This window comes from Paenibacillus sp. M2 (assembly GCF_046713495.1).
Lineage (GTDB): Bacteria > Bacillota > Bacilli > Paenibacillales > Paenibacillaceae > Paenibacillus > Paenibacillus amylolyticus_B.
Genome location: NZ_CP169648.1, coordinates 6,449,873 through 6,461,843 on the forward strand (window position 1 = coordinate 6,449,873; position 11,971 = coordinate 6,461,843).

Annotated in this window: 24 protein-coding genes; all 24 read right to left on the reverse strand. The window is 45.7% G+C overall.

Going from position 1 to position 11,971, the window contains the following annotated elements; translation table 11 throughout:
• Positions 1–157: 157 nt before the first annotated feature.
• Positions 158–523 (reverse strand): 50S ribosomal protein L17, encoded by a 366-nt coding sequence (gene rplQ / locus ACETMN_RS29475; protein WP_017692102.1) that lies wholly within the window; start codon positions 521–523, stop codon positions 158–160.
• Between the two features lie 34 nt (positions 524–557).
• The gene (locus ACETMN_RS29480; protein WP_017692101.1) at positions 558–1,502 is read right to left on the reverse strand and encodes a DNA-directed RNA polymerase subunit alpha; all 945 of its coding nucleotides are present in this window, start codon (positions 1,500–1,502) and stop codon (positions 558–560) included.
• Between the two features lie 136 nt (positions 1,503–1,638).
• The gene (gene rpsK / locus ACETMN_RS29485) at positions 1,639–2,034 is read right to left on the reverse strand and encodes a 30S ribosomal protein S11 (RefSeq protein WP_017692100.1); all 396 of its coding nucleotides are present in this window, start codon (positions 2,032–2,034) and stop codon (positions 1,639–1,641) included.
• 19 nt (positions 2,035–2,053) lie between these two features.
• On the reverse strand, positions 2,054–2,422 hold the full coding sequence (rpsM, locus tag ACETMN_RS29490) for a 30S ribosomal protein S13 (protein WP_036607200.1): 369 nt from the start codon (positions 2,420–2,422) through the stop codon (positions 2,054–2,056).
• Between the two features lie 20 nt (positions 2,423–2,442).
• The gene (gene rpmJ / locus ACETMN_RS29495) at positions 2,443–2,556 is read right to left on the reverse strand and encodes a 50S ribosomal protein L36 (protein ID WP_003333770.1); all 114 of its coding nucleotides are present in this window, start codon (positions 2,554–2,556) and stop codon (positions 2,443–2,445) included.
• Between the two features lie 152 nt (positions 2,557–2,708).
• On the reverse strand, positions 2,709–2,924 hold the full coding sequence (gene infA, locus ACETMN_RS29500) for a translation initiation factor IF-1 (protein WP_017692098.1): 216 nt from the start codon (positions 2,922–2,924) through the stop codon (positions 2,709–2,711).
• A 3-nt stretch (positions 2,925–2,927) separates the two neighbouring features.
• A complete protein-coding gene (locus ACETMN_RS29505; RefSeq protein WP_036607194.1) occupies positions 2,928–3,236 on the reverse strand; it encodes a KOW domain-containing RNA-binding protein in 309 nt (102 codons plus the stop codon).
• 10 nt (positions 3,237–3,246) lie between these two features.
• Positions 3,247–3,999: a type I methionyl aminopeptidase gene (gene map, locus ACETMN_RS29510; protein ID WP_036607191.1), complete on the reverse strand. Its 753-nt coding sequence runs from the start codon at positions 3,997–3,999 to the stop codon at positions 3,247–3,249.
• 3 nt (positions 4,000–4,002) lie between these two features.
• Positions 4,003–4,647: an adenylate kinase gene (locus tag ACETMN_RS29515; protein WP_036607188.1), complete on the reverse strand. Its 645-nt coding sequence runs from the start codon at positions 4,645–4,647 to the stop codon at positions 4,003–4,005.
• A gap of 90 nt (positions 4,648–4,737) precedes the next feature.
• Entirely contained in the window at positions 4,738–6,036 is a 1,299-nt protein-coding gene (gene secY / locus ACETMN_RS29520) for a preprotein translocase subunit SecY (RefSeq protein WP_047841120.1), read from the reverse strand.
• Positions 6,036–6,476 carry a 50S ribosomal protein L15 gene (gene rplO, locus ACETMN_RS29525; RefSeq protein WP_091020538.1) on the reverse strand — a complete coding sequence of 147 codons (441 nt, stop codon included), beginning with the start codon at positions 6,474–6,476 and terminating at the stop codon, positions 6,036–6,038. The genes secY and rplO overlap by 1 nt, the downstream gene beginning before the upstream one ends.
• 43 nt (positions 6,477–6,519) lie before the next feature.
• Complete coding sequence (rpmD, locus tag ACETMN_RS29530; protein ID WP_017692092.1) at positions 6,520–6,705, reverse strand: 50S ribosomal protein L30; 186 nt, start codon at positions 6,703–6,705, stop codon at positions 6,520–6,522.
• 13 nt (positions 6,706–6,718) lie between these two features.
• Positions 6,719–7,216, reverse strand: a complete 498-nt coding sequence (gene rpsE, locus ACETMN_RS29535; RefSeq protein WP_017692091.1) for a 30S ribosomal protein S5 — start codon at positions 7,214–7,216, stop codon at positions 6,719–6,721.
• Positions 7,217–7,243: 27 nt separating this feature from the next.
• Positions 7,244–7,612 (reverse strand): 50S ribosomal protein L18, encoded by a 369-nt coding sequence (gene rplR, locus ACETMN_RS29540; RefSeq protein WP_017692090.1) that lies wholly within the window; start codon positions 7,610–7,612, stop codon positions 7,244–7,246.
• A gap of 117 nt (positions 7,613–7,729) precedes the next feature.
• Positions 7,730–8,272 carry a 50S ribosomal protein L6 gene (gene rplF, locus ACETMN_RS29545; protein ID WP_017692089.1) on the reverse strand — a complete coding sequence of 181 codons (543 nt, stop codon included), beginning with the start codon at positions 8,270–8,272 and terminating at the stop codon, positions 7,730–7,732.
• A gap of 30 nt (positions 8,273–8,302) precedes the next feature.
• Positions 8,303–8,701 (reverse strand): 30S ribosomal protein S8, encoded by a 399-nt coding sequence (gene rpsH / locus ACETMN_RS29550; protein ID WP_017692088.1) that lies wholly within the window; start codon positions 8,699–8,701, stop codon positions 8,303–8,305.
• Positions 8,702–8,733: 32 nt separating this feature from the next.
• Positions 8,734–8,919: a type Z 30S ribosomal protein S14 gene (locus ACETMN_RS29555; protein ID WP_013312154.1), complete on the reverse strand. Its 186-nt coding sequence runs from the start codon at positions 8,917–8,919 to the stop codon at positions 8,734–8,736.
• Positions 8,920–8,992: 73 nt separating this feature from the next.
• The gene (gene rplE, locus ACETMN_RS29560) at positions 8,993–9,535 is read right to left on the reverse strand and encodes a 50S ribosomal protein L5 (RefSeq protein WP_076216859.1); all 543 of its coding nucleotides are present in this window, start codon (positions 9,533–9,535) and stop codon (positions 8,993–8,995) included.
• Positions 9,536–9,567: 32 nt separating this feature from the next.
• A complete protein-coding gene (rplX, locus tag ACETMN_RS29565) occupies positions 9,568–9,921 on the reverse strand; it encodes a 50S ribosomal protein L24 (protein WP_017692086.1) in 354 nt (117 codons plus the stop codon).
• Positions 9,922–9,960: 39 nt separating this feature from the next.
• Complete coding sequence (rplN, locus tag ACETMN_RS29570; protein WP_017692085.1) at positions 9,961–10,329, reverse strand: 50S ribosomal protein L14; 369 nt, start codon at positions 10,327–10,329, stop codon at positions 9,961–9,963.
• A 35-nt stretch (positions 10,330–10,364) separates the two neighbouring features.
• Positions 10,365–10,631: a 30S ribosomal protein S17 gene (gene rpsQ, locus ACETMN_RS29575; RefSeq protein WP_017692084.1), complete on the reverse strand. Its 267-nt coding sequence runs from the start codon at positions 10,629–10,631 to the stop codon at positions 10,365–10,367.
• Positions 10,632–10,679: 48 nt separating this feature from the next.
• Positions 10,680–10,877: a 50S ribosomal protein L29 gene (rpmC, locus tag ACETMN_RS29580; protein WP_017692083.1), complete on the reverse strand. Its 198-nt coding sequence runs from the start codon at positions 10,875–10,877 to the stop codon at positions 10,680–10,682.
• A complete protein-coding gene (gene rplP / locus ACETMN_RS29585) occupies positions 10,867–11,301 on the reverse strand; it encodes a 50S ribosomal protein L16 (protein WP_017692082.1) in 435 nt (144 codons plus the stop codon). Before rplP ends, rpmC begins: the two co-directional genes overlap by 11 nt.
• A 2-nt stretch (positions 11,302–11,303) precedes the next feature.
• Positions 11,304–11,969 (reverse strand): 30S ribosomal protein S3, encoded by a 666-nt coding sequence (gene rpsC, locus ACETMN_RS29590; RefSeq protein WP_036607182.1) that lies wholly within the window; start codon positions 11,967–11,969, stop codon positions 11,304–11,306.
• Positions 11,970–11,971: the final 2 nt, after the last annotated feature.

An 11,971-nucleotide genomic window follows, 5' to 3' on the forward strand; every position in this document is an offset into this window, starting at 1 on the left:
TTACCACACCTTTGTTCCATACTATACATATCCCTATCCCGAACAGCAAAAGAAGCCCCTTACGGAGCTTCTATTACAGCACGAATTCCGAAATGAAGAGAAAAAAAGGGTTAATCCAGAATCGTTGATTCTGTCCCCTTTCCTCATCTCATCTGTTTTACGCGCGGTCTACCAGTTCCAAGTAAACCATTGGCGCTGCGTCACCACGACGAGGTCCCAGTTTCAGGATACGAGTGTATCCACCTGGACGCTCAGCGTAACGACCGGACAATTCGCTAAACAGTTTTTGGATTGCATCTTGCTCACCATCGATAGTTTCGCGGCGAACATAAGCTGCCACTTGGCGACGGGCATGAAGATCTCCCTTTTTCGCTTTAGTGATCAGTTTTTCAGCAATAGAGCGAACCTCTTTTGCTTTCGCTTCAGTTGTCTGAATGCGTTCGTATAAGAACAGGTCGGTTACCAGGTCACGGAACAAAGCTTTACGTGCGCTGGAATTACGGCCCAACTTTTGGTATGCCATTGTTTTCCCTCCTTCACTTCAAGCACTCGGCTGTCTATTCTTCTGTACGGAGTCCCAAACCAAGTTCCTCAAGCTTCTCTTGAACTTCTTCCAAAGACTTGCGTCCGAGGTTACGGACTTTCATCATGTCTTCTTCCGTTTTCGTAGTCAGCTCTTGCACGGTATTAATACCAGCACGTTTGAGGCAGTTGTAGGAACGAACAGAGAGATCCAGCTCTTCGATCGTCATTTCGAGTACTTTTTCTTTTTTGTCTTCTTCTTTTTCGACCATGATCTCTGCATCTTTCGCTTCGTCTGTAAGACCCACGAAGAGCATCAAATGCTCAGTCAAAATTTTAGCGCCGAGGCTTACAGCCTCTTCAGGACGAATACTTCCATCAGTCCAAACTTCCAACGTGAGCTTGTCATAGTTGGTCACTTGACCGACACGCGTATTTTCCACAGCGTAGTTAACGCGACTGATCGGGGTGAAGATGGAATCGACTGGGATGACGCCGATCGGCTGGTCATCGCGTTTATTCCGATCTGCCTGGACGTAGCCGCGACCGCGATTGGCAAAAATACGCATGTGAAGTCTCGAACCTGGTCCGAGCGTAGCAATGTGCAAATCCGGATTAAGGATTTCAACATCGGAGTCAGCACGGATATCTCCAGCCGTAATTGCTCCTTCGCCTTCAGCATCAATCTCGAGCACTTTCTCCTCGTCTGAATGAATCTTAAGCGACAAAGCTTTCAGGTTAAGAATAACCTCCGTTACATCTTCCATTACGCCAGGAACTGTAGCAAATTCATGCAGAACGCCATCGATTTGAACCGAAGACACTGCCGCACCCGGCAGTGACGAGAGCAAGATTCGGCGAAGCGAGTTTCCAAGCGTCGTACCGTATCCGCGCTCAAGCGGTTCTACTACGAATTTCCCATAGGTGCCATCATCGTTGACGTCTACCGTCTCAATTTTCGGCTTTTCGATTTCAATCACTGCAATACCCCTCCTTCAAAACGTCGGTCCTCTATGAAACATTTACCTTCTCTTGCGAAAACATGTAGTAGTATGCCTAAACAACCATTATTAGCAGATTGTGCCGGAAATATACCACACGCAGGGGCAAATCTCATTAGACACGACGACGTTTTGGAGGACGGCATCCGTTATGCGGGACTGGAGTTACGTCTTTGATCAGGTTAACTTCAAGACCAGCAGCTTGCAAAGAGCGGATCGCTGCTTCACGGCCTGCGCCTGGTCCTTTAACCATAACCTCAACGGCTTTCATCCCATGTTCCATTGCAGCTTTGGCAGCAGTCTCAGCAGCCATTTGTGCAGCAAACGGAGTCGATTTACGGGAACCTCTGAATCCGAGGCCGCCGGAGCTTGCCCACGAAATTGCATTACCGTGAGGATCCGTAATAGTAACGATAGTGTTATTGAAAGTGGAACGGATATGTGCCACGCCAGATTCAATATTCTTACGGTCACGACGTTTAGTACGTACGACTTTTTTCGGTTTAGCCATTTTCTCTTATCCCCCCTTATTATTTCTTCTTGTTCGCTACTGTACGACGAGGACCTTTACGAGTACGAGCATTCGTTTTCGTACGTTGTCCACGAACAGGCAGACCACGACGATGACGAACTCCACGGTAACAACCGATCTCCGTCAAACGTTTAATATTCAAAGAGATTTCTCGACGCAGGTCACCTTCTACTTTGACCTCTTTATCGATACTTTCACGCAATTTGCTGACTTCATCTTCCGTCAAATCACGAACACGAGTGTCCGGATTGATGCCTGTTGTGCTCAGAATTTTCTGGGAAGTCGTTTTACCGATTCCGAAAATATAAGTCAAGGCGATCTCAACGCGCTTATCACGTGGCAAATCCACACCAGATATACGTGCCATTTTACGCTACACCCCCTTCTTTAACCTTGTTTTTGTTTGTGTTTCGGATTTTCACAGATAACCATAACATTCCCTTTGCGGCGAATGACTTTGCACTTTTCGCAAATCGGCTTGACCGAAGGTCTTACCTTCATGTGAATTACCTCCTCAAAGTTTTGCTAAGCAAAACCCTCTTCGTAAGCATTGACCTTGTTCTACTATTGTAAAACCGGCTTCGAAGCTTTCGCAAGTTTTGCCGGGCAAAACCCGCTACATAAGCTTCACAGTTCATTGCAACTGTCTACTACTATTTACGGTAAGTTATGCGACCTTTTGTTAAATCATAAGGCGACAACTGAACAACTACTTTGTCTCCAGTCAGGATACGGATAAAGTGCATCCGCAGTTTTCCGGAAACGTGAGCGAGAATTTGATGACCGTTCTCAAGCTCAACCTTGAATGTTGCATTCGGTAGCGGTTCGAGAACCGTACCTTCCACTTCAATGACATCTTCCTTAGCCATTAGTCAGTCTCCTTTCTCTTCAGCTTGAATGTTGGTGGATTCCAGAAATGAATGAACCGCGTAACGGAGCTTTCCATTTGTCACCCGACCACTCTCGTTTAAACTGTTCACAACCTCGCTGCTAATCATGGGCTGGAGCTCAAGATGAAGAAGATTCTTCTTCTTTGGTTGATCAAACTTACGTTTGTCTCCATCCGCAATATATACGAACTTACCGTCCGCTATAGCAACAATTACTGCGGCTTGGTCCGCATTGCGGCCTTTACGGATCTTCACAAGTTGACCGAGCTGCGGATTAGACTGACTGTTCATGCCTCATCACCTACGCATTCAGTTTCGTGAAAATTTCCATACCATCTGGTGTAACTGCTACGGTGTGTTCAAAGTGTGCACATAACTTACCATCAACCGTGACGACAGTCCAGTTATCTTCCAACGTTTTCACATACCGTCTACCTACGTTAACCATCGGCTCTATGGCCAGCACCATGCCCGCTTTAAGCCGTGGTCCCCGATCGGGAAGACCATAGTTCGGAATCTGTGGTTCTTCGTGCAGATCTGCGCCTATGCCGTGACCGACATATTCACGAACTACGGAGAACCCTTCATCTTCAATATATTTCTGAATCGCATGAGATATTGTAAACAAGCGAACGTCCGGTTTTACCAGCGCCAGACCTGCGTATAACGAAGCCTCAGTAACGTCCAGAAGACGACGGGCTTCTTCGGAAATACGGCCGACCGGATAAGTCCAGGCGGAATCTCCATGATACCCCTGGTACTGCGCGCCAATGTCAAACGTAACGATATCGCCCTCGTTCAACTTGCGTTTGCCGGGAAATCCATGTACCAACTCTTCATTGACTGAAGCGCACACACTGGCAGGGAAACCGTTATAACCTTTGAAAGACGGCACAGCTCCTTGACTGCGGATATATTGATCAGCCATATGGTCAAGTTCTCCAGTCGTAATACCGGGAGCGATATGCTCTGCCAAGAGACGATGCGTTTCCGCAACAATTCTCCCTGCTTCCCTCATCAAGCCCAGTTCCGTTTCGGACTTACCAATGATCATCAATTAACCTCTCAGTAAGGACACGATTTCTTGAGAAACTTGATCGATATCCTGTTCTCCGTTCATTTGACGAAGAAGACCTTTAGTCTCATAGAACGTGAGGAGTGGTGCTGTTTTGTTGATATACTCGTCCAGTCGTGTACCTACACTCTCTTCATTATCATCAGAGCGTTGATACAACTCACCAGCGCATTTATCACAAATACCTTCCTGCTTAGGCGGATTGAATACCACATGATAAGTGGAACCACAGTTTTTACAAATTCGACGCCCCGTCAAACGAGCGAGCAATTTGTTGCGATCCACTTTCAGGTTGATTACATGATCGAGACCTGAGTTCAATCGATCCAGAATGCCATCGAGCGCTTCTGCTTGGGAAAGGGTTCTTGGAAATCCGTCCAAGAGGAAACCTTCTCTGCAGTCAGGCTGCTGCAAACGTTCTTCAACGATGCCAATGGTTACATCATCTGGTACAAGCAATCCTTGATCCATATATTCCTTGGCTTTCATGCCAATGGGAGTTCCCTGTTTGATCGCGAGACGAAATGCATCGCCTGTTGAAATATGGGGAATACCGAACTCTTTCACGATGACGTCTGCTTGCGTTCCTTTTCCTGCCCCCGGAGGGCCCATGAATAGGATGTTCACGTTATGTCACTCCCTCCAAGACTACCCTACATCAACAAACAGCACAATAGGTGCCGGCAAGTAAATCTTCACTCGACCGGTACCTATTGCCTATTTATTGATAAAACCTTTGTAGTGGCGTTTGATCAATTGGCTTTCGATTTGCTTCATCGTATCCAGCGCAACACCGATAACGATCAGGAGGGATGTTCCTCCAATTTGCGCAGATTGAGGCAAACCAGAAAGTGCCCCTAAGAATACAGGCAGAACGGAAATGACTGCCAAGAAGATGGCTCCGGCCATTGTCAAACGAGTCATGACACGGGTCAGATATTTCTCGGTTGCTTTACCCGGGCGAATGCCTGGGATGTAACCGCCGTTCTTTTTCATATTGTCAGCCATCTGCTGTGGATTCATCTGTACAAAAGTATAGAAGAATGTGAAACCGAAAATCATCACGACATACAGCAACATACCAAGAGGTTTGTGTGTAGTCAGATTCTGTCCGATCCACTGTGCCCAGAGGCGATCTGCCCAGAAGTTGGCGATGATCGTTGGGAACATCAACAGCGATGAAGCAAAGATGACAGGGATAACACCTGCTGCATTAATTTTCAGCGGGATATGTGTATTCTGCCCACCGTACATTTTGTTACCTACGACACGTTTAGCGTACTGTACCGGAATCTTCCGAATCGCCTGCTGAATGTAAATGACCCCTATGATGATCAACACAATAACAATTGCGATGATAACACCTTTAAGAATATTCATAAACAGTTGGTCAGGTTGAATGAAGTCAGATTCGATCGTTTGTTTGATAATGTTAGGCACCGTAGATAGGATACCCGCAAAGATCAAGATCGAAATCCCGTTTCCTATGCCCTTCTCGGTGATCTGCTCACCAAGCCACATCAGGAATGAAGTACCGGCCGTAAGTACAATCGCAATCAAGATATAATCTGCAAATGTAGCGTTAGGCACCATCTCTGTATTGTACAAGCGGTTGAATCCGATCGACGTACCAAACGCTTGAATCAATGCCAGCCCGATGGTTAAATAACGGGTCAACTGTGCAGATTTCTTCTTACCTTGTTCACCCTGCTTTGCCCACTCCGCTAATTTAGGAATAACGTCCATGGAAAGCAACTGTACTATGATAGACGCAGTGATGTAAGGCACGATCCCGAGCGCAAATATCGAGAACTGGAAGAGCGCTCCACCCGAGAACGTATTGAGAAGTCCAAAAACTTCTTTACCCGCAGAATTTGTCGCTTCGAACACATCTTTGTTAACTCCCGGTACGGGGACAAAGGAGCCGATGCGGTAAATGATCAGTACAAAAAGGGTAAATAATACCCTTTTGCGCAGATCTTCAACCCGCCAGATATTCTTTAGGGTCTTGAACATTAAATCACCTCAGTTGTACCGCCGGCAGCTTCAATTTTCTCAATAGCAGATTGAGAAAACTTGTTAGCTTTAACAGTCAGCTTCACAGTGACATCACCGTTACCCAGGATTTTGATTCCGGATTTAGCGTTTTTAACTACGCCGTTCGTCATCAAGAATTCTGGAGTTACTTCAGTACCCGCAGCAAAACTGTTCAGGTCTTCAGTATTCACAACTGCATATTCTTTGCGAGTTGGGTTTACAAAACCACGTTTTGGCAAGCGACGATACAATGGATTTTGTCCACCTTCGAAGCCTGGACGTACTCCACCGCCAGAACGAGAATTTTGTCCTTTGTGACCGCGACCTGATGTTTTACCTGTACCACTACTTGGACCGCGACCAACACGTTTGCGTTCTTTGCGGGATCCAGGAGATGGTGAAAGCTCATGTAACTTCATCGTTCGTTGCACCTCCTTAAAGATTTGTGGGATTAACCCGTTATTAAGCTTCTACTTCTTTAACAGCAACCAAGTGGCTTACTTTGTTAATCATACCACGGATGGCAGGATTATCGTTTTGTACCACTTTGCTATTGATTTTGCGCAAACCCAATGTTTTCACAGTTGTTCTTTGCGTCTCCGGACGTCCGATCAAGCTGCGGACGAGGGTAATTTCTAATTTAGCCATGAGAATTCCCTCCTTAACCCAGAAGCTCTTCGACGGATTTTCCGCGCAGTTTAGCCACGTCTTCAGCACGCTTCAAACGGGACAAACCTTCCAAAGTCGCATTGACCATGTTCATGGAATTCGAAGAACCCAGAGATTTTGTCAAAATGTCACCTACACCAGCAAGTTCGAGAACCGCACGTACAGGACCACCAGCGATAACACCAGTACCTTCAGATGCTGGTTTCAACAGCACGCGTCCTGCGCCGAACTTACCTGTTACCAAGTGAGGAATCGATGTTCCTACGAGTGGAACGTGTACAAGGTTTTTCTTAGCGTCTTCAATACCTTTGCGAATTGCATCAGGTACTTCGCCCGCTTTACCGATACCAGCTCCAACCCAGCCGTTGCCGTCGCCGACTACAACCAGTGCGCTAAAGCTGAAACGGCGTCCGCCTTTTACTACTTTAGCTACGCGATTAATATTTACAACTCTTTCAGTCAGTTCCAAAGTATTCGGATCTACACGCAAGTCGTTAACCTCCTTTTGAAAAATATCTTAAAACTCAAGTCCTGCTTCACGAGCCGCTTCAGCCAATGCTGCGATACGACCATGGTACAGATAACCGCTACGGTCAAATACGATGTTGGAAACACCTTTGTCTTTAGCACGTTTAGCAACGAGTTCGCCAACTTTACGAGCTGATTCAACAGATGCACCATTTTTGATGTCAGTGCTCAATTCTTTGTCTACGGTAGACGCGGAAGCGATTGTTACACCAGCAACATCATCGATGATTTGAGCATACATATGTTTACCAGAACGGAATACGTTCAAACGAGGACGTGCTGCCGTTCCTTGGATTTTCTTACGAACACGAAGGTGTCTTTTCAGACGAGCCTTATTTTTATCTGGTTTCGTAATCATCTCAAAGATTCACTCCTTTCAGGTTACCTCGCTGGCTTCAAAGCAGAAGCCACGGGGTATATTAGAAACACACGAAGCAAGCAAGCCGAAAGCCGCGCAAAGGCGGTAAGAGAAATCTTATTTCTTCTTACCGGCTTTACCTTCCTTACGGATGATACGCTCGCCTTCATATTTAATACCTTTACCTTTGTACGGCTCAGGTTCACGTACGGAACGGATTTTAGCAGCGTAAGCACCTACACGCTCTTTGTCAATTCCGCGAACGATGATTTTTGTATTCGAAGGTACTTCGAATTCGATTCCCGCTTCCGGTGTAATTTCAACCGGGTGAGAGTAACCAACGTTCAGAACGATTTTATCTCCGGATTTGCTTGCACGATATCCGACCCCAACCAATTCCAGAGATTTCGCGAATCCTTCAGTAACGCCGCTCACCATATTGTTTACAACGCTACGCGTTGTGCCGTGCAAAGAACGGTGAGTTTTGTTATCGGAAGGACGCACAACTGTGATTTCGTTATTTTCAACTGTAACCTTCATGTCTTTATGAAGCTCACGAGTCAAAGTTCCTTTAGGTCCTTTTACCGTAATAACGGTGTTGTCCAGGGTGATGTCTACACCACTTGGTACTGTGATTGGTTTGCGACCAATACGAGACATATGTTGCACCTCCTATCTTGTGACGTTATATTACCAAACGTAGCAAACGACTTCTCCGCCGGATTTCGATTGACGAGCTTCTTTGTCCGTCATGATACCTTTAGATGTCGAGATGATCGCGATTCCCAGGCCACCAAGTACACGAGGTACTTCGTTGCTTTTCGTGTAAACACGAAGACCAGGTTTACTGATTCTTTTCAGACCAGTGATAACGCGCTCGTTATTTTGACCGTATTTCAGGAAAACACGGATAATCCCTTGTTTGTTATCATCGATAACTTCAGCGTCACGGATGAAACCTTCACGCTTCAGGATATCGGCGATTTGTTTTTTCATTGTCGAAGCAGGCATTTCTACCGTTTCGTGACGAACAGTGTTCGCGTTACGAATACGAGTAAGCATATCTGCAATTGGATCAGACATAGTCATTGTGAGTTAACCTCCTTCCCGTTCAGGACTTTTTACCAGCTTGCTTTTTTCACGCCAGGGATCTGGCCTTTATAAGCTAATTCACGGAAACAAATTCTGCAAATTTTGAACTTTTGCAGGACCGAATGTGGACGTCCGCAACGCTCACAGCGTGTATATGCACGTACTTTAAACTTAGGTGTACGTTGTTGTTTAACTTTCATCGAAGTTTTTGCCACTTAGCCTGACACCTCCTAAATAATTTCGGAGAAAAGGGAGTCTTTCCAGACACCCGGAAACGTTATGCCAACATTACTTAACGAAAGGCATTCCCATTTGCGTGAGCAATTCGCGGGACTCTTCGTCTGTTTTCGCCGTTGTTACGATGACAATATCCATACCGCGGACTTTATCAACTTTATCATACTCGATCTCTGGGAAGATCAGTTGCTCTTTCAGACCCAGTGTGTAGTTACCACGTCCATCGAAAGCTTTACTCGATACACCGCGGAAGTCGCGGACACGAGGAAGCGTTACGTTGAGCAATTTATCTAGGAAGTAGTACATACGCTCACCGCGTAATGTTACTTTCACACCGATAGGCATATTCTCACGCAGTTTGAAACCTGCGATAGATTTTTTAGCACGAGTGATTACAGGTTTTTGACCTGCGATCAGTTGCAAATCGCTTACTGCGGAATCCAACACTTTAGAGTTTTGGACAGCGTCGCCCACACCCATGTTGATAACGATTTTCTCGATTTTCGGCACTTGCATTACCGTTGTATAGTTAAACTTCTGCATCAAAGCAGGAGCGATTTCTTGCAGGTAACGTTCTTTCATTCTTGATGCCATGAATCATAGCCCTCCTTTCTCATTCGGTTCAATTAGTCGATAATTTCTCCGGAACGTTTAGCAACGCGCACTTTCTTACCGTTATCCAAAACTTTGTAACCTACACGGGTTACTTTTCCGCTCTTCGGATCGATGTGCATTACGTTGGAAACGTGAATCGGAGCTTCCTTCTCGATAATGCCGCCTTGCGGGTTTTGCTGGTTAGGTTTCTGGTGTTTTTTCACCATGTTAACACCTTCCACAAGGACGCGGTTCTCACGAGGATAAGCAGCGATGACACGGCCTTTTTTACCTTTGTCTTTACCGCTGATCACCATAACCGTATCTTCCTTTTTAACGTGAAGTTTGTTGTTATGGGATTCCAGAACTTTTTTCACTCTTGGCATTTCGTACACCTCCTGTTTCTAACATCACGAGATTAAGCTTTAGATAACTTCTGGAGCCAAGGAAACGATTTTCATGAAGTCTTTATCGCGAAGTTCGCGAGCAACTGGTCCGAAAATACGTGTTCCACGTGGGCTTCTGTCGTCTTTTACAACAACCGCTGCATTTTCATCAAAACCGATGTAGGAACCGTCTTTACGACGTACAGAACGTTTCGTACGAACGACAACCGCTCTAACTACATCACCTTTTTTGACAACGCCGCCTGGTGTTGCTTGTTTAACAGAACAAACGATCAGATCACCGATTTGAGCTGTACGACGTCCCGTACCGCCGAGTACGCGGATACACATCAGTTCCTTCGCACCGGAGTTGTCGGCCACAGTCAAACGTGTAAATGGTTGAATCATTTAGTATTCCTCCTTTCAGCAATGCTGCTGATGCATTAGATGATAACCGCTTTTTCTACGATTTCAGTAAGTCTCCAGCGTTTATCTTTCGAAAGCGGACGAGTCTCCATGATTTTCACCGTGTCACCGATTTTCGCAGTGTTTTCTTCGTCATGCGCTTTGAATTTTTTAGTAACCTTAATGCGTTTATGGTACAAGTTGTGTTTTTTGTAAGTTTCTACAGCAACAACAATCGTTTTGTCCATTTTATCGCTGACCACTTTACCAGTTTGCACTTTACGTGCGTTACGTTCTTCGCTCATTGTTGGCCTCCTTCCTGATTACGGACGGATTGTCCATCCTATCCCTAATTAACCGATTCCCAATTCTCTCTCACGGATAATGGTTTTAGCACGAGCTATTTCTTTCCGCACATCACGGATGCGAGTCGGGTTATCCAGCTGACCGGTAGCTAATTGAAAGCGGAGGTTAAAGAGTTCTTCTTTAAATCCGGCAATCTTTTGCTCGATTTCAGCAGAGGTTAGGTTGCGAAATTCACTAGCTTTCATTTGCTTCACCACCCAATTCTTCACGTTTCACGAACTTCGTTTTGATTGGCAGTTTGTGAGCGGCAAGACGCATTGCTTCGCGTGCAATTTCCTCCGGTACACCAGCAAGTTCAAACATGATCTTACCTGGTTTCACTACTGCAACCCATTTTTCTACGTTACCTTTACCGCTACCCATCCGAACCTCGAGAGGCTTTTGAGTGATTGGTTTGTCTGGGAAAATTTTGATCCAAACTTTACCACCACGTTTGATGTAACGAGTCATCGCAATACGAGCCGCTTCGATCTGACGGTTCGTAATCCAAGCCGGTTCCGTAGCTTGCAGACCGTATTCGCCAAAGTTCAGAGTCGTTCCGCCTTTAGCTTGGCCTTTCATATGTCCACGTTGTTGCTTACGGTGTTTTACGCGTTTTGGTACCAACATGATTAGTTGCCTCCTTCCTTAGCAGCTTGTTTCTTAGCCGTAGGAAGAACCTCTCCACGATAGATCCATACTTTTACGCCGATAAGTCCGTAAGTAGTATGAGCCTCTGCTGTACCATAGTCAATGTCAGCACGCAGTGTGTGCAGTGGAACAGTTCCTTCGCTGTAGCCTTCAGAACGTGCGATCTCAGCACCGCCAAGACGTCCGCCTACTTGAGTTTTGATACCTTTAGCACCGGAGCGCATAGTTCTTTGAATTGCTTGTTTCAGAGCACGACGGAAAGAAACACGACGTTCCAATTGTTGTGCAATGCTTTCAGCTACAAGAACAGCGTCCAAGTCTTGGTTCTTAATTTCAGAAATGTTGATGTGTACTTTTTTACCGCCAGCAATTTTCGTAATTTGGTTACGAAGATTTTCAACTTCCGAACCACCCTTACCAATAACCATACCTGGTTTAGCAGTGTGAATCGTTACGTTTACGCGGTTAGCCGCTCTCTCAATTTCTACACGAGATAAAGCGGAGTCTTTCAATTTATTTTTCAGGAATTCACGAATTCTCACGTCTTCCATCAAAAGATCACCGAAGTCTTTGCCTGCATACCACTTAGATTCCCAGTCACGGATAATTCCGACACGGAGTCCGACTGGATTTACCTTTTGGCCCACAC